This window comes from Acidobacteriota bacterium (assembly GCA_028875575.1).
GTDB lineage: Bacteria > Acidobacteriota > Terriglobia > Versatilivoradales > Versatilivoraceae > Versatilivorator.
Map to the genome: position 1 here is coordinate 1 of JAPPDF010000036.1, position 23,057 is coordinate 23,057.

Sequence of the window (23,057 nt, forward strand, 5' to 3'; positions counted from 1 at the left end):
AATCACTCCCCCCTTGAGGGGGAGTCGCAGAAGCCGAGCCGCAGGCGAAGGCTGATGCGGTGGGGGGTAGGGCTCGGCTCCGAACCGGGAGCGCGGGCGGGACGCCCGCGCTCCCGGGTGGGGCGCTTCCCATCACTCTTGCTCCTCAAAGGGGGCGCATGCCGGCTTGCCGGACCGCGGTCGGTGTCGATGCGGCAGAGCCGTCACGCTTGGTGGCCCTTCGTGGATCACTCCTTTTTCGTTGTTTTCAGGTAGGGCTCGTGTTCTACAAAGTGATGGAATTGGCGCGGCGCCAGTGCTACGCTTGACCCGCCCAACGGTCTTGAATTCGGGCTTCGGACTGACCGCGGGTCCGATACAGAGAGGGAGGGATTGAACCCTATGCTGATTGTCGATTCCCACGTCGATATTGCTCACAATGCCCTTGAATGGGACCGGGACCTGTTGCAGAACATTGCCGCGATCCGGGAATCGGAAGCCGGCATGGCCCAAAAGGGCCGGGGCCTCAACATGGTCAACTACGAGGAACAGCGCCGGGGAGAGATCGGGCTCTTCTTCGTCACCGTTGCTTGCCGGATCGCCTCGATGGGGAAACGCTTCTCCGGCGTGCGGAACCAGGATATCGCCTACTCCAAGTGCCGCGGCGAGCTGGCCTATTACCGCCTGATGCAGTCCAAGGGGGTGCTCCGCCAGATTCGGGACCGCCAGGGGTTGGAGGCCCATTTGAGGGACTGGGGCCGGGATTCCGGGTCCGCGCCCCTCGGTTTCGTGCTCACCATGGAGGGAGCCGATGGCATCGTCTCTCCCGAGCAGGTTCCGGAATGGTGGGATGAAGGCCTGCGTGTGGTGAGCCTCTGCCACTACGGCGTCAGCAGTTATTCCCACGGGACCCAGGCTCCGGGGGGGTTGACGCCCCGTGGGCGTCCCCTGTTGAAAGCCCTGGAAGCGGCCGGCATGCTGCTGGACCTGACCCACCTGGCCGACCAGGCCTTCTGGGAAGCCCTGGACGCCTTTGGAGGCCGAGTGCTGGCCACCCACAACTGTTGCCGGGCCCTCTGCGACCATGACCGCCAGTTCGAAGACAGCCAGATCCGGGCCATCGTGGAACGCTCCGGGGTCATCGGGGTGGCCCTGGACGACTGGATGCTCTCACCGCTGTGGGACCGCCAGGCCATCGACAACAGCGGCATCACGCTGGAAACGGTGGCCGACCACATGGACCACATCTGCCAGGTGGCGGGCAACTGCAACCACGTCGGGATCGGGACCGACCTGGATGGGGGCTATGGGAAAGAACAGGCTCCCTGCGACATGGATACCATCGCCGACCTGCAGCGCATCCCCGAGATACTTCGAAGGCGGGGCTACGCCGACGCGGATGTCGCCAGGGTCATGCACGGGAACTGGATCGAGTTTCTTCGAAGCAGTTGGAACTGATTCCCTGACGCCGGGGGGGCGGCGGTCCCTGCGGCGCTTGTTCTCGGAGCCAATGAAAAACAGATGAACATCGAACCGCTCATTTCTCCGGACGCCTTCGTCGGCCTGGAAGGACTGATCCACCTCTGCACGGGCGGGGAGTCTCCCTGGATGAAGAACCACCAGTCGGTCTACGCCGATTTCGCCCGCTTGAAGAGTCTGGGGTACGAAGGCCGGGGGGAGGTGGCCGACCGGACCGAGGCCTGTCGGGAAAGAGTGGCCCGGTTATGGAACGTCCCTGCCGACCGGGTGGCCTTCCTGCCCTCGGCATCGGAGGGGATGAACTGGCTGGCCCGAGGCCTCGACTGGAGGGCCGGGGACAATGTCGTGACCACCGGCCTGGAGTTTCCCTCGGTGGCCTACGCCTGGAGGTCTCTGGAAGCAGGGGGCGTGGCCGTACGAAGAGTTCCCCATTGCCAGTGGAGGGTCAGGGAAGAGGACCTGCTGGCTGCCGTCGACGACCGCACCCGGGTGATGGCCGTGAGCCAGGTCAGTTTCTACACCGGTCAGTGCCTGGATTTGCAGCGCCTGGCGGAGGGTGTCTCCCGGCGGGGCGTTCTGCTGGCCGTGGACGCCACCCATGCCTCGGGCGTGGTGGAGGTTCCGGCGGGCGTGACCGACCTGTGCGTGAGCAGTTCCTACAAGTGGATGCTGGCCACCCACGGGGTGGCCCCCTGCTACCTGAGCCCCAGGGCCGAGAATCACACGGCCGCAACCTGCTTCGGCTGGCGCAACCTGGTGGCCTGGCCCCGGGAACGCATGGAAGTCGTTTCGGATGTACCGGTCCGTCCCATGCCGGAAAAGATGGAGCCCGGCAACCCCAGCCTGGTGTCGGTGATGTTCTTGAACAATGCCCTGAAGGTTCTGTTGAGCACCGGGATGGCCCGCATCCAGGAGCACGCCCGGCAGTTGTCGGCAAGGATCGCGGCCGGCCTGGAAGGGTTGGGACACACCGTCATCACACCCGGCGAGTCCTCGGCCCGTTCCGGAAACACTTGCTTCCTGTCTGACGAGGCCGGGTCGATTCAGGATCATCTCCGCAGCCGAAAAATTCTGGTTTGGGGGGAGTTGGGCCGAGTGCGGGTTTCCGGACACCTCTACAACGGCAGCCGGGACGTGGACCGCCTGCTAGCGGCATTGGCAGAGAATTGAAGTGGATGATTTCCGCGCCGTTCTCACGTCCCTCCGGTTGAGAAATACGGGCTAGCCGGAGCCCACCGATTGGAGGAGTCATGCAAGCTGGCCGGATAGGGCTGTTTGTCGCTCTGCTTGTCCTGGTTTCCTTGGGAAGTTCCGCCTGGACCGTCCCCGCGGCCGCTTCGGACGAGAAGGTGAGCCGCGAGAGCCTGGACTACTTCATCATCGTGACCGGCAGCGAACTGCTCCAGGGTGTCTACGCCGATCAGCACACCCAGTTCATCGCGCGGACCCTGGGTCCCCTGGGATATCGCTGCCTGGGTTCGATGAGCATCGGAGACGTCCAGACGGACCTGTACCATGCCCTGGATTTCGCTCGCCGGAAGGCTCCCCTGATCCTGACCACCGGCGGTCTGGGTCCAACCAGTCAGGACATCACCCGCAAGGTGCTCTCCGACTACACCGCCATCGCCCTCAAGGAGCATCCCGGAGCCCTGACCGATCTCAAGAAGAGATACGGAGGGGCTCAGGGAATCTTGCGACCCGTTTTGCGCGGACAGGCGCTGGCCCCCGCCAAGGGGACCTACCTGCCCAATCCCAACGGAACCGCGGTAGGGCTGGTTTTCGACGACAGCCAACGCGTGATCGTGGCGCTGCCGGGGCCGCCGCGCGAGCTTCGACCCATGGTCAGGAACGAGCTGGTGCCCTATCTTTCGGAGCGTTTCGGGCTGCGCAAGGTGGGCCATTCTCTCACCATGCGGTTTGCGGGGATCGGCCAGTCCAGCATCGACCGGGTGATTCGAGACCATTTGAAGCTGCCGGAGGAACTGGCAGTCTGGTCTTCCTTCAACTCCAACCGCGTCGATATCACCTTCTCCTTCCCGGGCAACACACCTCAGGAACTGGAGCGTCTGAGAGGTCTTCAGGGCGAGCTCCTCCAGCATATCGGTGAGTACATGTATTCCGACGCCGGTGCTTCGCTGGAGGATCGAATCTGGCACCTGCTTCAGCAGAAGGGTGTTTCCCTGGTGCTGGGCGAAATTGCCAGCGGGGGAGCGGTTTCTTCCAGTCTGCTGGCGGGGCAGGGAGAATCGACCCGTTTCCTTGGCGCCTATGCGGCCGGGAGCCCTCAGGCCTTGAGCCGGCTGTTTGGCGCCAAGCGGGATGCGGGCCTGGCTCCGTCACCTGAACGTCTCGCCAGCATGCTGGCCAGACAGGCGGCGGAAACGAAAGAGGGAGCCTGGGTGCTGGTCGTGGGTCCGGTGGGTCTGGACGAGAGCGGGGCGGCATTCGTTTGGATAACTGCCGGGTCGGTCGGGAGCGGCTTCGCCTCCCGCAGGATCAACGTGAGAAAGGGCCGCCGGCTCCGCAGGGATCGACTGGTGACCCATGCCCTGGACCTGCTCAGGCGGGAGTTGTCCAAAGAATCAGGACTTGCGCCATGAATCGATCGTCGCTGAAGCTGGGAGTGGCTGGAATCATCCTGCTGGCCTCGGTTTTTGCCTACTACCACTTTGAGGTGGTGCCTCGGATCCGGGCCGGCCGGCTGGCTGGGAGTTATACAGACCCGGCCTCCCGTCCCGAGGTCAACGGGTTTCGCTTTGAAACCCGGCGCGGAGTCGAGGGAATCGGGGACTATTCCGGCCGGGTGGTGGTGGTGGACGTCTGGGCCAGTTGGTGTCCGCCTTGCGTGGAGGGCATCCCGCGCTTGGCGGCACTGGCAGAGAGATTCAGGGACGCACCCTTCGACCTGGTGGGCCTGAGCGTGGACCGCGGCGGCTGGGAAGATCTCGATCCCTTTCTGGAGAGGTATCCCGAGATCAACTACGAGGTGGCCGTCCCTCATTCCCTTCCCACTTTTCACCTCTATGCGCTGGTCGACCTGAATCCGTTGGGAGATGTGGCCGTCCTGCCCACCTTTTTCGTCATCGATGCCCGGGGCAGGCTGGCTGGAAAGTTCGTGGGATCGGACACCCTCCCTGAGGTTTCCGCCCTGGTTGGCCGGTTACTGGAGGAGATCTCCGATGTCTGAATACACCCCTGATCATGCCGAGTCCGGGATCGATGCAGCGCTTCCAAAGCTGGAGGTGTGGCCCAACCAGTTTCGAGACTACGAAATTACCATCCAGGTGCCGGAATATACTTCCATTTGCCCCAAGACCAACCTTCCGGATTTCGGCACGATCACCCTGTGTTACGTGCCGGACCAGGTCTGCCTGGAGCTCAAGGCGTTCAAGGGATACATCCTCGGGTACCGCTCCCTGGGCATCTTTTACGAGAATGCCGTGAATCGCATCCTGCGGGATGTGGTTGAGGCCTGTCAGCCGGTCCGAGCACTGGTTCGAGGTGAATTCAATGTGCGCGGCGGCATGAAGAGCATCATCGAGGCCCGTCATCCCCAAGGGCGGTGAATCTCGGCCGGCGGCCTCCCACCGCATCAGCCCTGGCCTGCGACTTGGCCTCAGCAACTCTCCCTCGGCAGGGGAGTGATAGTGGAGGCCTGGGGAGTGTCGAGCCACGGTTCGGTCGGGAAGGGTAAATCCCGGTCGGCGGCCCAAGTTGCGATTGATTGGGATTTCGGCCCATGTTACTATTTTTCTGCCGTTTGCCCGTGGTGCCGGCTGCAGGAAATTTCGCTTCCCGCCTGTCGGCCAAAGTTTTGGTTGACAAGAGTCCGTTCCGGGCAGATACCCTAAGTAAGCAGTCGCCTGGAGCGAACGACGGGTTTTCGGAAATGTCCCTGAAGGCATCATTTCTTAAGAGGAGTTTTGCATGACCTACATCATTACCGAGCCCTGCATTGGAACCAAGGACACTGCCTGTGTGGATGTCTGTCCGGTCGATTGCATTCATCCCAAGTCCGACGAAGATGGATTCGAGGAGGCCGAGCAGCTCTATATCGATCCGGACGAATGCATCGACTGTGGGGCCTGTGTTCCCGCCTGTCCGGTGGAAGCCATTTTCGCCGAAGAGGACCTTCCGGATCAGTGGAATGAATACCTCGAAATCAACGCCAACTGGTACCAGAAGTGAGCGGTATCGCTCAATGACGGAATGGGGGTGGGCTTACCCCTCCAACGATTTGATTCTCATGCTCCCAATGCTGAAAGAAGGAGGAAATCGATCATGGCTTACGTGATTGCCGAGCCCTGTATCGGAACCAAGGATACAGCCTGTGTGGATGTCTGTCCCGTGGATTGTATTCACCCCAAGTCCGACGAGGATGAGTTTGAAGGTGCCGAGCAGTTATACATCGATCCGGACGAGTGTATCGACTGCAACGCCTGCGTCCCTGCCTGTCCGGTGGAGGCTATTTTCGCCGAAGACGACCTTCCCGACGAGTGGTCCCACTACCTGGAGATCAACGCCAACTGGTACCAGAAGTAAATGACCCTAGCGGGTCTCCAGGTCGGGGTGAAGGGGAGTGCTCAGGTATTTCAGGCCACTGTCGCAGACCAGGAAAGCGATGGTGGCCCCCTGCTCTTCCTTTTGCAGCAGTTGAATGGCCGCGGCCAGATTGGCCCCTGACGAAAAACCGCCGAATATCCCCTCCTCTGCAGCCAGCAGCCTGGCGGCTGCCATCGCATCCTCATCGGTAACCTGAAGGTAGCCGCTCACCAGGCTCCGATCCACCAGCGGGAGATCGGGAAGACTGTACCCGCCACCCTGAAGCTGGTGGTTGGAACGCTCGACCGGCTTCCCGGCCAGCACCGCGGCTCCGGCAGGCTCCACGATGTAGGCGCGAATGGTGGGATTCTGCCTTCTCAGGTAGCGGGTCACACCGCTGAAGCTTCCGCCCGATCCTACGAAATCCAGGAACACGTCGACGCAGCCGCCGGACTGCTCCCACAGTTCGGGACCCGTGAAGCGTTCGTGAGCCAGCGCGTTGGAGATCAGATCGAACTGGTTGGCTCGAAAAGCCCGGCGCTCCCGGACCAGTTGGCCGGTCCTCTGTTCCACCAGGGCCAGATCCTCTCCGGAGACCTGGTTGGGAGGAGATCCCGGCGCCTGGTCCACCAACACCACCTCCGCGCCCAAGGCCCGCATCATGCGCGCTCTCTCGGGGGTATTGCCACGCGACATGACCGCAACGAAGGGATGTTCCAGCGCCCGGCACACGATGGCCAGGCCGGTGCCGGTGTTCCCGCTGGTGAGCTCCACCACCGTCTGGCCCGGACGAAGCGAGCCGTCCCGCCGAGCCTCTCGAATCATCTCCAGCGCAACCCGATCCTTCTTGCTGAATCCCGGGTTGAAGTATTCCAGCTTGGCCAGCAGGCGTCCCTGAAGTCCCAGGATGGGAACTGTGCGCCTGAGCTCGACCAGGGGCGTATTGCCAATGGTGTCGGTAATGGATAGGCTGGGTGAACGATCCGCCATGCTGTTTCGGGAATGAGAGACTACCGGGAACGGAGGCGGCAAAAACTCTCCCCCGGCGGTGACCTGGAGGCCGCTTCGGTATTATAATCCAGCCCATGCCTGCAGCTTGAGAATGGTAGGTGATTCGCCTGGATTGGGGCGTCGTACGGTGACTCTGCGGGATAGCCGGGACGGCATTCGGGCCGAATTCGATGACGTGCTGAAGCGGAGGTCGACGATGAAGCGCAGAACCTTTGTGGCAGGTCTGATCGGGGGGACCCTGGCGGGGATGGGGAGGCGGTCGGCCCGGGCCGGGTCCGGCGAGGTGAAACCCGGTGATATTCCCAAGCGGGTCTTCGGCAAGACCGGGGAGAAGCTGACGGTGGTCGGGCAGGCGGGGGGACGCTTCCCCCTGATCAGCGACCGGGAAGCCATCGCCGTGACCCGGCGAGCCGTGGACCTGGGAATCAACTATTTCGATACCGCCCACAGCTACTGGAACGGCCATTCGGAGGAAATCTACGGGGAGGTGCTGCCGCAATTTCGCCGGCAGGTCTTCATCACCACCAAGTCGGTGAAGCGGACTCGCCGAGAAGCCGAAGCCGAACTGCACCTTTCCTTGAAGCGTCTCCGCACCGACTACGTGGATCTGTGGCAGGTTCACTCGGTGTCGGAACTGGACGAGATCGACCGAATTCTGGGCCCGGGCGGGGCCATGGAGGCTTTCGAAGCCGCCAAGAAGGCTGGGAAGTGCCGCTTCATCGGCTTCACCGGGCACCGTGACCCGCATGTCCACGTGGCCATGCTCAAGGCCTATCCAGGATTCGACACCATCCTGATGCCGCTGCACATCGCCGATCCCGCCTATCTCAGCTTCGAGAATCACGTTCTGCCCCTGGCCATCGAGCAGAATCTGGGCATCCAGGGGATGAAGAATTTCGCCAACGCCAAGCTGCTGCAGTCTTTCAGCGCAGCGGAGTGCCTCAACTACGTCCTGAGCCTTCCGATCCACTGCACTACGGTGGGCTGCACCACGCTGGGCCAGTTGGAGGACGACGTGCGCATTGCCCGGAAATTCAGCCCCTATTCGCCTGAACAGATGGCATCCCTGCGCCGCCGGGCCCAGGGCATCAAAGGGCCGGGCCTGGAGGACTGGAAGAGGGACGTGGAGGTTCGGGCTGGAATGGTCCGGCGTCCGCCCTACCTGGGGGGGTGAACGGGTTTGGGTCAGACGTGGTCGATCCTGCAGATTCGGTCGGCGGTCTTCAAGTGCCTCTCCTCGATCTTCAAGCCGGTGTCCAGGGATTTGACCATGGTGACGGATTGGGTTCGGGGTTGAAGGTCAAACAGGGACCGGATGGCGGGCTCGTCCGGCAGCCAGCCTCCAACCCCGGTCCTTCCCTTGCGTTTAGCCAAGTCGATGGCCAGACTGAACAGCAGGCGGAGGGAGTCGGACCGTTCCCGTCTGACCGCGAAGTCACTGATTTGCCAGGCCCCACCCATCTCGGTGACCCGCACGTATCCCTGCGTCTGCGACTCCGGGTCTTTCAGCCAATAGAATTCATCCCCGGGTTGCTTCAGCAAGGTGTATTTCCAGTAGTTGAGCGGGCGCGCCACGGCCAGAGGGTAAGCTCCGTAATAGGCGCGGTAGATTTCCTGCAGCTCGGATAGCGTCCGGGAGGCTGAGAATTGCTGTAGGTCCCAGTTGTGCTCCCCGGCTCCCGGGGAAACCGGATCGGTCGCCGCCCAGGCGTTCCAGGAAGGGCAGCGCAGGTAGCCCTGTTTGGCGTAGTAATCCGGATCGATGTCGGAGTAGAGGGAGCTGAGTCGATCTCCTTGCTTCATCCGGTCCCGCTCGGCCCAATCCATCACGGCGGCTGCAAAGCCCCGCCGCCGATATTCGGGTCGGGTGTGAACCGATCCGATGGAAAAGCCCGCCACCTCCCGGCCGTCGATGTGAAAGTTCAAGGGGAAGCAGCCCAGCGAAGCCACTACCCTTCCGCGGAGACACCCGGCGTACCAGTGAGCCCGCTGGTGTTTGGGAGAAGCCAATCGGAGTCGAAGATGCTCTTCCAGCGAGGAAGCCATGGGCCAGAACTCGTAGACGTTCTCATAGCACTGCAACCGCTCCTCGGGAGAAGCGGGGTGGATGTCGAGTGTTTCGGCCATGGAGTCTCTCCGTCGGAGGCGGGCGGCGCCATCGGAAATGCCGGCTTCACCCATTGTCTACCACGGACAGGATAACCGTACCAGTCATTTGGGTGTACGACAAATTTGTGGGGCGAGGAAGAGAGTTATCCACAATGAGCCAAGAAGGACAACGAAGGGCCGCAAAGAAAGTCACGAAGGGGAACGACGAACCACGAATGGACACGAGTGAACAGTAAAAAGGCTCACTATTAACATCGATCCACAGGATGCACAGGATAATCAGGACGCGAGCTTACTGCACGAGGAGCCGGCTGCGGCCATGATCGCACGCGCATTTGCGGAAAATCAGGATTACAAGCTGGCCGTTTCCTTAAAAAATCCTGTGCATCCTGTGCATCGATGTTAATAATTCGTTCAAATGGTGCCCACGATTATGGGATGCCAGACTCCTGAAACCCAATCCTGTGCATCCATGTCGTGTTTGGGGGGTGCTGGTCCATGGCCTTTGCCGGGCCGCTCCGGAGCATCCCCGCTCGAGGTCCCCCGGGGGAAACGAATCCGCTCGGGAATCGTCTTTTCGAATCGATGGGGAGCATGAGGTATCGGTCATGATGAAGCCTTCGGTGCTGTTGAGCCTGGTTGTGCTGCTGGCGCTCTTACTGCAGGGGGCGGCAGGAACGCTGGATGAGTCGGGTGATGGCGCCGCTGCCGCTGGCGGCCGCTTCAGGGTTGTCCACGAAGGGTTCGAGGCCTTCTCCGGGGGAGAGTTCGAGCATGCCGGTCAAAATATCTACGTCTCCCGAGGCGGGCGCATCCAGCTCATTCACCGTTGGGATCTGAACAACGACGGCTACTACGAGTTTGTCTTCAGCAATACCCACAACGTGATGCTGGGCGGGGTGGATGCGCTGGGATACCTGCAGACTGCTCGGGGATTTCGTTCAGCCGTCTCTCCCGTCCATCGCTCCATTGCGCTTTACGACCTGTGGCTCCAGGAAGAGAAGAGCCGCGACCGGGTGGTCCGGTTTCCGGTCGAACGTCCCGGTGCGGTGCAGTTTCACGATCTGGATCGGGACGGCTGGACAGACATACTCTTTGCCTCCTCGGGAGCCGGAGACACCGTCTCGACCGACAGCCTGGTCTACTGGGGCGATGCTACCGGGTATCGGACGCTGAGACGGGTGGAGCTGCCGACGGTCGGAGCCCGGGATCTGGCGGTCGGCGACCTGAATCGGGACGGCTACACCGACATCGTTTTTGCCAATTCCGGCAGCCGAAAGCCTCTGAGCACAGGCGAGGGATCTTACATCTACTGGGGTTCGAGCGATCGCTACGGGATCCATCACCGGAGCGTGGTGCCGACCCGATCCGCCATCGGCTGCGCCTTGGGAGATCTGAACGGGGACGGCCACCTGGACTTGATCTTCGCCACCTCGGAGCAGGGCCGGGGGGGGCTGTGGTTCTTTCCGGGCTCTCCCGAAGGACCGGATCTGGAAGCGGTGGTCAAGGTTCCGGTTGACGACCTGCAGTCGGTGCGTGTCGGAAGCGCCGACGGCTTGGGCAGGGTGGTATTGGCTCTTTCCAAAAAAAGCTTGCGGTTGTTTGCCTGGGATTCGGGGAGCCTGGTGGAGAAGAAGACCGTCTCCCTGGGAGGAGCGCGTGCCGTCATGGCCGATCTGGATCAGGATCGGCGGGCCGACCTGGTGGTGGCCAGCGGCGACCGCTCCGCCGTTCTGTGGGGGAAGTCGGGCTGGTCGACCGATGGAGCCCTGTGGTTGCCAACCCTGGAGGCCACCGACGTGACGGTTGCCGATCTCAATGGCGACGACAGGCCCGATATCGCCTTTGCCAACCAGTTGCAGGGAACCCACGGGGATCTGGATGTGGCTTCCTATGTCTATTGGGGAGAATCCTGGGGCTATGGGCCGGAAAGCCGCACCGACCTCCAGACCTTTGGAGCCACGGCCGTAGCCGTCGGAGACATCGACCGTGACGGGCGGCCGGACCTCCTCTTCGGAAACTCGGGCAGTGGCATCCAGGGGGGAAAGGGTGAAGAGATCTACGTCTACTGGGGCCGACCCCACCGGGGCTACAGCCCCGCGGCCATGACGGCCTATCCGTGCGTGATGGGGATGGCGACACTGATGGCCGATCTGGATGACGACGATCACGCCGAGCTGCTGGTGGCCAATTCCGGCCGCCACTATAGTGGGAAACCGGGGGCCAGCTACATTTACCGAGGTGGCAGCTCCGGGCCGGCCTTGGAGGGTCGGCTGGACATTTCCGCGCAGGAGGTGGGGTCCTGGTCGGTGGCCGACCTCAATCGCGATGGCTTCCTGGATGCCCTGGCTTGCGACTTCGATACCCTGGCCATTGCCTGGGGTTCGGCAGCGGGATTTTCCACCGATCCCCAACGCGTCGAGGGAGTTGCCAAGACCACCCAGAACTGCCGGCTGGTAGACTTCAACCGGGATGGCTGGCTGGATGTGCTGGTGGCCGATGTGCAGGGAGTCAGGAGCCGGGTGTTGTTGGGAGACGGGCAGGGCTTCTCACTGGACCGGTCGGCCTGGGTGGAGGCGGCCTTTGTCGCCAACAGCGAATTTGCCGACCTGGACGGGGACGGTTGGCTGGACATGATGCTCACCCGGTCCTACAACTCCTTCGACCGCAACGACTCCTGGATCCGCATCTACCCGGGTGGCCCCGAGGGTTTTGCGCAGACCCACCGGTTCGAGTTCGCCACCGCCGGTGCATTCGACATGGCCGTGGCTGACCTCGACAGCGACGGCGACCTGGACATCGCCGTTTCGCAGTACGCTTCCAGGGATCGGCGCAATCTGCCCGTCTACCTCTTCTGGAACGATGGCGGCGGCCGGTTTTCTTCCGGAAGACGGACGGATCTACCGGCGGAAAGCTCTTCCGGACTGCTGGCCGCGGATTTCGACGAAGACGGGCACCCGGACCTGCTGGTTTTCAACCACAAGACCACCTACAAGGAAGACAATCACAGCAACGAGAGCTTCGTCTACTGGGGGTCCGCCCAAGGCTACCACACCCGCAACCGCAGCTATTTGCCGGCCCACGGGCCCCACTTCATGCAGAACGTCGACATCGGAAACCTGTCCAGCCGCAGGGCGGAGGAGTCCTACCTTTCGGTCCCGATCGAGGTGCCCCCGAGGTCGGCCAGGCTGGTACTCTCCTTCCAGGCGGACACTCCGCTGGGTTCAAGGGTGAGCGTCGCAGTTCGAACGGCCGGCACCTCGGCCGAGCTGGCAAAAGCTGCCTGGCGGAAACCGGGACCCGCCGGCGAGTTCGCTGTCCGGAAGGACGATCGCTGGCTGCAGTACCGGGCGACGCTCAAGGCGGGGCGGGGACATGCCACGCCCTACCTGACCCGCGTGGCCGTTGAAGCGGTGGGAGAGTGAGAAGTGAAGAGTGATTAGTGAATAGTGATCAGTGGTCAGTGTTTAGTGAAGCGTTTTGGGAGCAGGCAAGCTCCTGACAACTTGGTTGCAATTCTTGGGGGATCGCGCTGAGACTGAATGGATGCTGTACGTCTCGATCAAACAACTATCCACTATCCACTATCCACTAATCACTATCCACTGTTTCCCTAGCCGCACCGCCGTCTCATATGACGGGGCGGCTGATACAGGGCGAAACAGGGATGTTTCAGGCTAGCGGTAGCCTGATTCCAGGTTGGAATAGACCAGGCGGCCGGCGGAATCCCGATAGCTGACGATATCCGGCTTGAGCCCACCGTCGGCCGTGTCCGACAGGTCCCGGCCATAGAGCTGCCTGATCTTGCGGACATAGTCCCGAGTTTCCTGGTAGGGAGGAATGCCGCCATGCTTCCGGACGGCATTTTCACCGGCGTTGTAGGCTGCCAGCACCAGCGAAAGGTTGTCGGGAAACTGATCCCGCAGGAACTTGAGGTACCGAATTCCTCCCTCGATATTCTGGGCGGGATCGTATGCGTCGGCCACGCCGAACCGCTCGGCCGTCGCCGGCAGCAACTGCATGACTCCCAGGGCTCCCTTGGGGGAGATTGCCGTCGGATTGTAGTTGGACTCCACCCTCGCCACCACCCTGACCAGTTCCGGATCCATCCCGTGCTTTCGGGCGATGCGATCGATGAGTGTTCCGATCCCGGCAGGGGGCTGACCCCTTCTGCGAGTCCTCGGTGGCGAGCCCGGCTCCGCCGTCGCGGAGGAGCGGGAGACGGCGATGTTGCCGGTATTGGAAAATGTGCGGCGTCCGTCGGGATCGGTGAAGCTGCCGATCTCTCCGCCGTTCGAGGAGGGGCACACCGCCAGGGTGAACAGGCAGACGGCCGCAGCCATGTGTCGGTTCAGGTGCCAACCGGAAGTGCTGATTTTCGTGGGGGTAGCCATGGGAGCAGGAGCTGGATGACGGGGCAACGTTGCCTCTCTCAGGACAATAAGATGTCCCAGAACCGGAAAAAGTCTAATAGTTCTCCAGGGACCGACAATCAGCGGTGATTCTCGGCCAGCCCCGGCTCTGCGAATTCATCGGCACGACTGAATAGTGGACAGGTCAACCCGCCCCTTCGACATGCTTCTCGACGTAGTCGGCAACCGCCTCCAGCGCCAGGGGTAGTTTGCTGGGGTCCTTGCCCCCGGCTTCGGCCAGATCCGGTCTGCCGCCACCGCCGCCGCCGACCAGCAAGGCGATTTCCTTGACCATCCTGCCTGCGTGCAGGCGGGAAGTCAGGTCGGGGGTGATGGCCGCGACCAGGGAGACTTTTCCGGAACCGGAAGTGGCCAGCACCACCACGCCGCGGCCAATCCGCGACTTCAACTCGTCCGCCAGATTGCGCAGCGAGGCCTTGTCCAGCCGTTCCACCACCGAAGTCAAGACCTTGACGTCATTGACGCTCCTGGCGGAATGCAGCAGTTGCCCGACGCGGTCCTGCGCCAGCCGGTAGCGCATCTCCTGGAGTTCCTTCTCCAGAGACCTGATGGAGGCCTGGTACCGGCGGACCGACTCCACCAGCTCGGGCCGAGTTCCCTTGGAAAGTCCCTCCAACTGGCCGAGCAGTGCTTCGTCCTGGCGAAAGCGCCGCAGTGCTCCGGTTCCCGTAATGGCTTCAATGCGGCGGACCCCTGCCGCGATCCCGCTCTCGCTGACGATCTTGAACAATCCTATGTCGCCGGTGCGGGAAACGTGGGTGCCGCCGCAAAGCTCCTTGCTGAAACCGTTCACCGACACCACCCTCACCCGTTCTCCGTACTTCTCGCCGAAAAGAGCCATGGCTCCTTCCGAAACCGCCTGGTTCAAGTCCTGGACCAGAGTGGTGACGGGCAGGTTGTCCATCACCTTGCGGTTCACCAGGTCCTCGATCTCGATAAGGTCCTCCGGCGACAGGGCCGCATAGTGGGTGAAATCGAAGCGCAAGCGATCGGGAGCCACCAGCGAGCCCGACTGTTTGACGTGAAACCCGACCAGTTGGTGGAGGGCCGCATGGAGCAGGTGGGTGGCGGTGTGGTTTTTCCTGATGGAATCACGGCGCGTCCCGTCCACCCGGGCCTCCACCCTGTCGCCCACCTGCAGGGTTCCCCGGGCGCACCTGACCCGGTGAGCCGAGTAGCCGGGAGGGGCGGGATAGGTGTCCTGCACAACGGCTTCGGACTCGTCGCCCTTCAAGACCCCGGCGTCTCCAACCTGGCCACCTGTTTCCGCGTAGAAAGGGGTCCGGTCCAGGAAGACTTCTCCCACCGTGCCGGCAGGCAGCAAGGCGGCCTGCTTCCCCTGGATCAGGATGCCCTCGATGATCGCCTCCTCGGTATCAAGCTGGGTGTAGCCCAGGAATCGGGTCTTCTCCGCCGTGGGCGGGGGTGCTGAGCCGGCGGCGGTAGCCGTTTCCTTCCAACTGGCACGTCCCCTCTCGCGCTGAGCCGCCAGGCGCCGATTGAAACCCTCTTTGTCCAGGATCAGTCCACTCTCGTCCGCGATCTCCTGCATCAGGTCCAAGGGCAGGCCGTAGGTGTCATAGAACTTGAACATGACCTCACCCGGCAGACTGCCCCCGTGGCTCCCGGACGGTTCCAGTCGGTCCAGCACCTCACTGAGCTGGTCCAGGGCAATCCGCAGCGTGGAAGAGAAACGCTGCTCCTCGTGGCGCACCACCCGGGATACGTACTCCCGCGTTGAGGCCAGCTCCGGATAGGCATCCTGCATGAGATCCGCTACCCGGTCGCCCATGCGGTGCAGAAATTCGTCCTCGATTCCGATGAGCCTTCCGTGCCGGATGCCGCGGCGCATGATTTTGCGCAGGACATAGCCGCGGCCGTCGTTGGAGGGCACGACGCCGTCACTGACGAGGAAAGCCGTCGCCCTGGCGTGATCCGCGATCACCCGCATGGAAACGTCGGCGGCCTTGTCGCTGCCGTAGTCCCGTCGGGATATTTCGGCCGCGTATTGCGTCAGCGGCTTCAGCAGGTCCGTGTCGTAGTTGCTTTGCTTTCCCTGGAGCACCGCCGTCATTCGCTCCAGGCCCATGCCGGTGTCCACCGAGGGCTTGGGCAAGGGAACCAGTTGCCCCGAGTTCTGCCGGTCGAACTCCATGAACACCAGGTTCCAGATTTCGACGAAGCGGCCGCATTCGCAGGGAAAGCTGCACTGCGAACATTGCGAATATCCGGCCTCGCCGCCTGCCGGCCCCTGGTCGAAGTGAATCTCGGAACAGGGGCCGCAGGGGCCGGTGTCCCCCATGGCCCAGAAGTTGTCCTTCTCACCCAGGCGAAAGATGCGTTCGGACGGAACCCCGACCTCCCGGTTCCAGATCCGGTGCGCGTCATCATCGTCCTGATAGACCGTGATCCAGAGTTGTTCCGGATTGAGCCCGTACACTTCGGTCACCAGTTCCCACGCCAGGGGGATGGCTTCCGACTTGAAGTAGTCGCCGAAGGAGAAGTTCCCCAGCATTTCGAAGAAGGTGTGGTGCCTGGCGGTCTTTCCCACATTCTCGAAGTCGTTGTGCTTTCCGCCTGCCCGGACGCATTTCTGGGAGGTGGTGGCCCGGAGGTAGTCCCGCGTCTCCCGCCCCAGGAAAACGTCCTTGAACTGGTTCATGCCTGCGTTGGTGAACAGCAGCGTGGGGTCGTCGGCGGGGACCAGCGAGGAGCTCTTGACGATTCGGTGCCCTCGCTGTTGAAAATAATCCAGGAACTGCCTGCGGGTTTCGTTTCCGGTCACGGCTTCGGTTTCCTTTATGTCGACCTGTTCCGGCGGAGGATTGCTCAATCCCCCCATTCAACGATTCGATGGAATCGCTTTCTGACCTCCCGGCGAACCGCCTCTGGAGGAAAGCCCCGGGCGAGCAGGTAATTATAGAGCCTGGCCACTCTTTTTTCATCCAATGGCTCGGTCAAGGCCTCCAGCTTGCGTTCCAGGCTGCGGCGCAAATGGTCCAGCTCCTCTTCCGGCGGGAACATCTCGTCCAGGACCTGGTTGACCAGGTCCCCGGGCAGCCCCCGAGCAGCCATTTCTCTCTGCAGCCTGGAGCGGCCGCTGTCGCCGCGGCGGAGGCGCACGGCCGCAAGAGTCTCGATGCACTGGCGGTCGTCCAGATAGCCGTCCGCCTTCAAACGGCCAAGGACGCCGGCCACCGCGGACGCATCATCGGTCCGGGCCAGCAGCTTGACTTCCAGCTCCCGGGTGGAGTGGACCTTCCGGCCCAGGGCCCGGAGGGCCCATTGGAAGAGGGACTCTGAATGGTGGGGTCGGGGCTCCTGGCTCACGGAGCGATGTGGGGGGGTGGGGCTGTCGGAGTCATACGAAGGCCAGCCAATCCGGGTGGTCATCGCTCTTGCCTTCAACGATCTGAAAGAATCGTTGCTGGATTCTGGCGGTGACCGGTCCCCGGCGGCCGCTGCCAACGCTGATCTTGTCCACGCTGCGGATCGGCGTGACTTCTGCGGCGGTTCCCGTAAAGAACAACTCGTCTGCCAGGTAGAGAAGTTCCCGCGCGATGCCATGCTCCCGAACTTCAATGTCGAGGTCGCGGCAGATCTCGATGACTGCACGCCGAGTGATTCCGGGGAGAACCGAGGAGGCCAGCGCGGGCGTCAGCACCACGCCCTCCTGGATGACAAAGATGTTCTCGCCGCTGCCTTCGCTGACGTAACCGGCGGTGTCCAGTGCAATGCCCTCCGAATAGCCGCCCTGCATGGCTTCCATCTTTATGAGCTGGGAGTTCATATAGTTGGCTCCCGCCTTGGCCAGGGTGGGGAGGGTATTGGGCGCAATACGGTTCCAGGAGGAGACGCAGACATCCACGCCTTGCTCCAGAGCTTCCTTGCCGAGGTACTGGCCCCACTCCCAGACGGCGATGACGACCTCCAGGGGGCAGCCCAGCGGGTTGACGCCAATCTCGCCGTAGCCCCTGAGAATGATGGGACGGATGTAACATTCCTTCAGTTTGTTTTCCCGAATGGTGCCCAGAATGGCCTGGCAGAGATCCTCGGCAGAGTAGGGAATCTCCATGCGATAGAGCTTGGCCGAATTCAGGAGGCGCTCCACGTGTCTTTCCAGGCAGAATACCGCCGATCCCTTGACCGTGTGGTAGCAGCGAATGCCTTCGAAAACGGCGGATCCGTAATTCACCACATGGGAGAGTACGTGGATCTTGGCGTCGTCCCAGGGGACGAAATGCCCGTTGAACCAGATCTTTTGCGACTTGGGAATGGGCAATTCAACTCCTTGATTTGGATCGGCGTAGAGTGTCAGGAAGGGTGCGGTTCCCGGGGAGCCTGCCCCGAGGAGCGAGAAGTATAGCACAGCGCCGGAGTTTGCCGACAACCGCCCAAGCCCGCATCTCCCACCGGGAGCGACCGAGCGTTATCCACAACGGCCAAAAAGAGTTATCCACGAAGTTACACGAAGGACCATGAAGGGCCACGAAGGGGTTGGAGAAGGCTTGAGAGGGATCGGCCAAGAGGTGGGGAGGGAAGGATTTCCACCCGGGACACCTGTTTGTAACAAACGCCGGCGCCTGGTGGCAGGAAACCGGTTCAAAGTCGAGCATGGACGGAATTTTGATTCACATCGATGCACAGGATGCACAGGATTCTTCTTCCTTGAAACAAACGCCGGCGCCTGGTGGTTGGAAACCGGTTCGAAGTCAAGCCCGAGTAGAGGATTTATTGACATCGATGGACAGGAGGCGCAGGAATTTTTCTGGAGACGGCGGCCTTGCAGTCCTGGGAATCCGCACACGATCATCGCCGGAGTCGGCCTCTTGTGCAGCGATCTCCCTTCCTGCTTATCCGGTGCATCGATGTTGAATGGATGGTCCTTCGCGATGGGTCCGCACGACAGGGTTGGGGCCGGACGGCCGGGCGACTGGCGGGTTTTTGCGGGGTGAGAAATGAGGCGACCGGGCCAAATTCCGGCCCGGGTCTCGTCGGATGGTTCGGTTATTCGAGCAGGAGCTTCACGTCGGTTTCGAATTGTCGATAGTCGGTGAACCTGGTGACATTGCGGGTATGGACCCGCGCACTCTGCAGGATGCCGATCGACATGTTGAACTGAGCTCGAACCGGAAGCCAGTGGTGGCTCTCCCCGATGCGGACCTGGTCGTAGGCGATGCTCACTTCCGAGGTCTTGACGGGGAAATCCTCGGGAAGGTCCACCGTCTTCTTGATCAGTTGAACCACCTGGTAGGAATCGACGTCGATCCAGCACAGTCCCCGGTAACCCACCCGCAGGGGGTTGCCCTGGTAGGTCACTTGGAGGGCGGAAGTCTCCTGCGGAATCCGAAAGGCCACCCGCACGGTCTGACGGCCCGCGATCTGCTCGGCCCCCTCCAGGCGGAAGGAGGTCCTGCTCTGAGGAGCGAACACGTTCTGGATAGCGGCCGCGAATTGACCGATGGAATATGCGCCGTCCTGGCTGCCCGATGTCTTTTGCCCCTCTACGGGCTGATAGGTTTCTTCTCCATTCGCGAACAGGAGGTCCTCCTGGAGCTGGTCTTTTTCCTGCCAACCTTGGAACAGACGCTCGAATCGCTCTGTCCGGCGGCGACAGACGAAGTCGGGCAGGTCCGAGAATGTCGTTTCCAACCTGCGGCGGACGGCATCCAGAAAGTCCGGCCATTCGGCGTCGGTCGGCACCCCGCCGGGTTGGCCGGAGGCAAGAGTGGGAGCAGCGGAGCCGCTGACGGTAAACTCTTCGGAACCGTTATCCGCCATGAACTCGGGACGATGGTATGCGGAGGGCGTGTCGGCGGGCTGCATTTTCCTGGTCGCGGCCTGTTGGGCGTCGAACGGCAAATGGGTGCTCTCGTCGTAGCGGGCTTCTGCAAACCGCGTCTTGCCGATCTTGATGTTGCCGGCAAGGGGAATAAAGAGGTTGGCCTCCCTTTGACCGACCAGAGATGCGCGGGTCAGTCTTGCGCCTCGAAGATCGGCCCGCCTCAGATCGCTGCCGAACAGGACTGCTTCCGACAGGTCGGCTACCTGCAGAATGGCCTGGTTCAAGTCGGAATCTTTCAGGATGGCGCGCTGCAAATTGGCGCCCAGCAAGTTGGCGCCTTTCAGGCTGGCCTGAGTCAGGCTGGCATCGGTCAGATCGGCCCCTTGCAGTTGTGCGCCGTCCAGCGTGGCCTTGACCAGTTCGGCACCCGAAAGATTGGCGCCTCGAAGATCGGCCCCTCGCAAGTCTGCCTCCCAGAGCCTGGCCTGGGTCAAGTCGGCCCTCAGCAGAACCGCATCCCGAAGATCCGCATTGCGCAGATCCATGCCGCTCAGGTTGGCTCCGAAGAGATTCGTTCCCTTCAAGGTGTACGACTGCAGTGGGTGCCTCCGCAGGTCGCCGCATTCTCCCGGATGATCGAGGTTGTATCCCAACTCTCCCTGGTCGTTGGCGCAGGCCAACAAATCGCTGCGGAATCGGTAGGGCACCGCATCAGCGCCGTTACCGGAGGACCGTGGGATCTCCAGGCTGGCCCGGATCTTTTTCAGGTCGAGGCCAACCGCCGGCTCCGGACCGGAGGCTGTTTCGACATTAGTCTTACCGGAATTGACCGGCGCCGGCACGTCGCCGGATGCGGCCACTTCCTTACCCCGCCTCACCACGAAATCGGTCTCGGTGATGGTGGCGCGGCCGCTGCCTGATTCCTCGGTGGTGATCTCGAATCGGTAGCTGCCGGGGCTCAGGGATTGGGTGGACAGCTTGAAGCCCACCGCCACTTGGCCGGGCGTGCGCTCCTCCAGGTGGTTGCGGTCCAATGCGATGGGCGGAAAGTCGACGGCCTCGCCAGTGTCCTTGACTGCCTGGACGCGAGCCGTGAGATTGCCGTCCTCCAGCTTGGAGGCGTTGTAGAGTTTGTAGAACACGGCCAGAGGTTGGGGAACAACAATTTCGTTGCTGATCGCGGGCCTCACCCGGAACCCGCGGTGAAACAGCCAGCGGGCTTCCGGCACCTGCATTCCGGCTACCGAAGGAGAAAAGGGCTGCAGGTCCTGACTCAGGATCAGGCCGCTGGTCATGAGCGCATCCCGGGGAAGGTCTGGGATCCACAGCGACTGCTCGGCCGTGCCCAATTGGGCGTGGCGGTCGGCGGCCACCAGCTTGATGCGATACTTGCCCGGCTTCAGCTTGAGGAATCCTTCCACGAACGATTCCGCCTCTCCGCTTGCCTGCGGGAAAGTCTGGCTGAAAATCGAAGCCGGCTGCCCGTCGTCGGAGAAGGCAACCCCCATCAGGCGTAGATCTTTCCCCGGCAACCAGCTTTTCGGGGTGTCTCTCGCAGAACCTTGGGAGACCTTGGCCGTGAACAGGACCAGGGCCCGCTCGGCCTCCTGGTAGAAGAAGTTGGCCTTGAAATCCACATTCAGATCGCGGTGCTGCTCGGATGACTGCAGTCCGCGGTGGGTGGCCTTTTCCAGCGTTCCCGCTATTTCCTGTTCCGACAGCAGCGGTACCTCAACGGTTCGACGGAGCGAGCCCAGTCCGGAGTTGAGGTTCTCCCGGGCCGCAACCTTGACTTGATACCGTCCCGGTGGAACCTTCAGCACAACCTTGGAGGTCAGGCCCGATTGCAGCAGAGCCTGGTAGCTGCTGTCGCCAAGCTTGAAGTTCCAGGCCTTCTCGTCTCCTCCGACATACTCGTCCTTGGCGTCAAAGGCAACTACGGCCAGGTTGATCCGATTGATCCGCTTGCCCTCTTCCACCAGGAAGGGGAGATTCTTGAAGTCCAGGCGGGTCACGATCTCCAACTGGTAGGTATCTCCATCCAGGCGGGAGCCGTGATAGGACATCTGCAGCGGGATTTCCCTGAGATCGGTGGGCGCCCGCATGGCTTCCAGCATTTCCTTCTTCTGCTGCTCTTCCTGGGACAAGCGCTCCTTGGGGGCATAGAAGCCCCTGCGGTGAGTGACCCGGGCTCCAGGCCGTGAGACTCTCACTCGAAGCCTGTAGAAGCGCCCGTCGGGATTCTTGGGCGGGGTGGCGTAGCTCAGGACATAGTAGGAAAACTGCTGGTCCACCACCTGTCTGAGGCCCGCCCCCAGGTCGTTGTTGTCCTTGAAGTAGATGCCTCCCGTAGCCTTGGCCAGATACGCGAGGGACATTCCTTTTTGCCTGCGGTCCTCCGTGACCAGCAAGGATTTTTCAAGCCGGAGATTGCTGTTGTTGGTGAGATTGTTGCTGACGTCGTATATGGAGCTGGTGTCCAGCCCGGTGGACCGGATGGTATTGAAGATGATGCCGGTCTTCAGGGCCACGTCGACCAGGCGCTCCAGCTCATAGCGAAGCGCCCGGTGCAGGAAGCCTGCCGAGAGCAGCACCATGGATTTCTGTGCCTCCACCGGTCCGAGAGAGCGGATGTGCCCCCGCAGAACATCCAGCAAGCGCCGGGTGCGGCTCTTCTTGAGGGACAGGTGCTGGGCCGCCAGGGTGCGTACATAAGTTTCAATGGCCTGCTGGGTTGCATCCACCCCGGTCGTTCCGACTCCGACTCGCTGTCTCTGGCTCAGCGGGTTGGCCGAGGCGCCGCCTATCCCGCAGTCTTCGGCTTCGGCCATGGCCACGTCGAAGGCCCGGCTGCCCGGTGCTGGCGAAACCATATGGATTTCCTCGGCTTGAGCATCGGTCATGGTGACGCATACCGGTCGGTTCATCGACGACGTGAAATCCAGCTTTTTGTGGATTCTGTCGATCTCGGCCAGCAGCAGCTCGCTGTCCTGAGTGAAGGGGACGAAATAGCCGCGGGAGGCCGTCATGATGGAAATGTAGTTTCCCGCTTTCAATCCCCTTTCCACGAATCCGCGAATGGCTTGGACGGTGCGGCTGAGAGTGCCCATGGGGGGATAGGTGAGGTCGTCGATGACCAGGCTCAGCAGACGGGGCTTTTCGGGGGGCGCTTCCGGCGCCGGTTCCTCCGCGTCGACCGTGCTGCCCCAGGTCAGGGAGCTCTGCGAACCCTGGTAGATTTCCTGTGAAAATGACTGAATGGTCTGCTTCTTGCGGTTTTCCAAGACCTCGAAATCGTCGACGGTCAGGTCGGTAATGGGGTTCCCGTCACGATCCGTGACAATGGCATTGACCACCACCACTTCTACCGGCACCTTGAGAGTGAATCCGGAAGAGGATTGGCCTTGGACACTTCCAGAACCCGCGGGCTTGTCCTCCGCAATGGCCGCGATCGGGGCCAAGAGGGCCGCCAAACAGCCGGCAACCAGGATTCCCGACAAAATTGCGCCGGGGAAAAGGGGCCTTGCGAGAGACATGGCTTGCACCTGTTTTTCGAGGGTTTTTGCGGACCGAAAACGGTAGTTCATTATGGAACGATCGTCCCTCGCGGGCAACCCCATTTTGCGCGGCCCCGAGCCTGGCCTGAGCTTGACCCCTCTTTCGGCGCTCTGCTAACATCGCCGCAGGTTGGGTGGAACGGCTGAAACTCAAACCAGGCA

Annotated in this window: 16 protein-coding genes; 9 read left to right on the forward strand and 7 right to left on the reverse strand. The window is 62.0% G+C overall.

Annotated features, from left to right (window positions below; genetic code table 11):
- Positions 1-381 precede the first annotated feature (381 nt).
- The 7 genes from OXI69_04895 to OXI69_04925 all read left to right on the forward strand — a co-directional run bounded on the left by OXI69_04895 (position 382) and on the right by OXI69_04925 (position 6,000).
- A complete protein-coding gene (locus OXI69_04895) occupies positions 382-1,437 on the forward strand; it encodes a membrane dipeptidase (GenBank protein ID MDE2665465.1) in 1,056 nt (351 codons plus the stop codon).
- Between the two features lie 63 nt (positions 1,438-1,500).
- Entirely contained in the window at positions 1,501-2,628 is a 1,128-nt protein-coding gene (locus tag OXI69_04900) for an aminotransferase class V-fold PLP-dependent enzyme (protein ID MDE2665466.1), read from the forward strand.
- An 80-nt stretch (positions 2,629-2,708) separates the two neighbouring features.
- Positions 2,709-4,058: a molybdopterin-binding protein gene (locus tag OXI69_04905; GenBank protein MDE2665467.1), complete on the forward strand. Its 1,350-nt coding sequence runs from the start codon at positions 2,709-2,711 to the stop codon at positions 4,056-4,058.
- Positions 4,055-4,645: a TlpA disulfide reductase family protein gene (locus OXI69_04910; protein ID MDE2665468.1), complete on the forward strand. Its 591-nt coding sequence runs from the start codon at positions 4,055-4,057 to the stop codon at positions 4,643-4,645. Before OXI69_04905 ends, OXI69_04910 begins: the two co-directional genes overlap by 4 nt.
- Complete coding sequence (gene queF, locus OXI69_04915) at positions 4,638-5,024, forward strand: preQ(1) synthase (protein ID MDE2665469.1); 387 nt, start codon at positions 4,638-4,640, stop codon at positions 5,022-5,024. The genes OXI69_04910 and queF overlap by 8 nt, the downstream gene beginning before the upstream one ends.
- A gap of 361 nt (positions 5,025-5,385) precedes the next feature.
- The gene (locus OXI69_04920; protein MDE2665470.1) at positions 5,386-5,646 is read left to right on the forward strand and encodes a ferredoxin family protein; all 261 of its coding nucleotides are present in this window, start codon (positions 5,386-5,388) and stop codon (positions 5,644-5,646) included.
- A 93-nt stretch (positions 5,647-5,739) separates the two neighbouring features.
- Positions 5,740-6,000 carry a ferredoxin family protein gene (locus OXI69_04925; GenBank protein MDE2665471.1) on the forward strand — a complete coding sequence of 87 codons (261 nt, stop codon included), beginning with the start codon at positions 5,740-5,742 and terminating at the stop codon, positions 5,998-6,000.
- Between the two features lie 6 nt (positions 6,001-6,006).
- On the opposite strand, the gene OXI69_04930 is transcribed toward OXI69_04925, so the two are convergent.
- Complete coding sequence (locus tag OXI69_04930; protein MDE2665472.1) at positions 6,007-6,990, reverse strand: cysteine synthase family protein; 984 nt, start codon at positions 6,988-6,990, stop codon at positions 6,007-6,009.
- A 217-nt stretch (positions 6,991-7,207) separates the two neighbouring features.
- On the opposite strand from OXI69_04930, the gene OXI69_04935 reads away from it, so the two are divergent.
- Positions 7,208-8,185: an aldo/keto reductase gene (locus OXI69_04935; protein ID MDE2665473.1), complete on the forward strand. Its 978-nt coding sequence runs from the start codon at positions 7,208-7,210 to the stop codon at positions 8,183-8,185.
- 11 nt (positions 8,186-8,196) lie between these two features.
- On the opposite strand, the gene OXI69_04940 is transcribed toward OXI69_04935, so the two are convergent.
- Complete coding sequence (locus tag OXI69_04940) at positions 8,197-9,138, reverse strand: GNAT family N-acetyltransferase (protein MDE2665474.1); 942 nt, start codon at positions 9,136-9,138, stop codon at positions 8,197-8,199.
- A 590-nt stretch (positions 9,139-9,728) separates the two neighbouring features.
- Between OXI69_04940 and OXI69_04945 the strand changes: the two genes are divergently transcribed.
- Complete coding sequence (locus OXI69_04945; protein ID MDE2665475.1) at positions 9,729-12,545, forward strand: VCBS repeat-containing protein; 2,817 nt, start codon at positions 9,729-9,731, stop codon at positions 12,543-12,545.
- Between the two features lie 252 nt (positions 12,546-12,797).
- Here OXI69_04945 and OXI69_04950 read toward each other — a convergent pair whose 3' ends face one another.
- The 5 genes from OXI69_04950 to OXI69_04970 all read right to left on the reverse strand — a co-directional run bounded on the left by OXI69_04950 (position 12,798) and on the right by OXI69_04970 (position 22,874).
- Positions 12,798-13,514, reverse strand: a complete 717-nt coding sequence (locus OXI69_04950) for a lytic transglycosylase domain-containing protein (GenBank protein ID MDE2665476.1) — start codon at positions 13,512-13,514, stop codon at positions 12,798-12,800.
- A 163-nt stretch (positions 13,515-13,677) separates the two neighbouring features.
- Entirely contained in the window at positions 13,678-16,338 is a 2,661-nt protein-coding gene (alaS, locus tag OXI69_04955) for an alanine--tRNA ligase (protein ID MDE2665477.1), read from the reverse strand.
- A gap of 44 nt (positions 16,339-16,382) precedes the next feature.
- The gene (locus tag OXI69_04960; protein ID MDE2665478.1) at positions 16,383-16,946 is read right to left on the reverse strand and encodes a regulatory protein RecX; all 564 of its coding nucleotides are present in this window, start codon (positions 16,944-16,946) and stop codon (positions 16,383-16,385) included.
- Positions 16,915-17,835, reverse strand: a complete 921-nt coding sequence (locus tag OXI69_04965) for a branched-chain amino acid transaminase (protein MDE2665479.1) — start codon at positions 17,833-17,835, stop codon at positions 16,915-16,917. The genes OXI69_04960 and OXI69_04965 overlap by 32 nt, the downstream gene beginning before the upstream one ends.
- A gap of 725 nt (positions 17,836-18,560) precedes the next feature.
- Positions 18,561-22,874, reverse strand: coding sequence for a VWA domain-containing protein (locus tag OXI69_04970; protein MDE2665480.1), 4,314 nt, complete (start codon positions 22,872-22,874; stop codon positions 18,561-18,563).
- Positions 22,875-23,057 lie beyond the last annotated feature (183 nt).

Excerpts from the sequence above, each read along its gene's own strand:
- OXI69_04920 (MDE2665470.1), top strand. The coding sequence starts at position 5,386 with ATGACCTACATCATTACCGAGCCCTGCATTGGAACCAAGGACACTGCC.
- OXI69_04905 (MDE2665467.1), top strand. The coding sequence starts at position 2,709 with ATGCAAGCTGGCCGGATAGGGCTGTTTGTCGCTCTGCTTGTCCTGGTT.
- OXI69_04960 (MDE2665478.1), bottom strand. The coding sequence starts at position 16,946 with ATGACCACCCGGATTGGCTGGCCTTCGTATGACTCCGACAGCCCCACC.
- OXI69_04925 (MDE2665471.1), top strand. The coding sequence starts at position 5,740 with ATGGCTTACGTGATTGCCGAGCCCTGTATCGGAACCAAGGATACAGCC.
- OXI69_04970 (MDE2665480.1), bottom strand. The coding sequence starts at position 22,874 with ATGTCTCTCGCAAGGCCCCTTTTCCCCGGCGCAATTTTGTCGGGAATC.
- OXI69_04900 (MDE2665466.1), top strand. The coding sequence starts at position 1,501 with ATGAACATCGAACCGCTCATTTCTCCGGACGCCTTCGTCGGCCTGGAA.
- OXI69_04930 (MDE2665472.1), bottom strand. The coding sequence starts at position 6,990 with ATGGCGGATCGTTCACCCAGCCTATCCATTACCGACACCATTGGCAAT.
- OXI69_04935 (MDE2665473.1), top strand. The coding sequence starts at position 7,208 with ATGAAGCGCAGAACCTTTGTGGCAGGTCTGATCGGGGGGACCCTGGCG.
- OXI69_04895 (MDE2665465.1), top strand. The coding sequence starts at position 382 with ATGCTGATTGTCGATTCCCACGTCGATATTGCTCACAATGCCCTTGAA.
- queF (MDE2665469.1), top strand. The coding sequence starts at position 4,638 with ATGTCTGAATACACCCCTGATCATGCCGAGTCCGGGATCGATGCAGCG.
- OXI69_04950 (MDE2665476.1), bottom strand. The coding sequence starts at position 13,514 with ATGGCTACCCCCACGAAAATCAGCACTTCCGGTTGGCACCTGAACCGA.
- OXI69_04945 (MDE2665475.1), top strand. The coding sequence starts at position 9,729 with ATGATGAAGCCTTCGGTGCTGTTGAGCCTGGTTGTGCTGCTGGCGCTC.
- OXI69_04940 (MDE2665474.1), bottom strand. The coding sequence starts at position 9,138 with ATGGCCGAAACACTCGACATCCACCCCGCTTCTCCCGAGGAGCGGTTG.
- OXI69_04910 (MDE2665468.1), top strand. The coding sequence starts at position 4,055 with ATGAATCGATCGTCGCTGAAGCTGGGAGTGGCTGGAATCATCCTGCTG.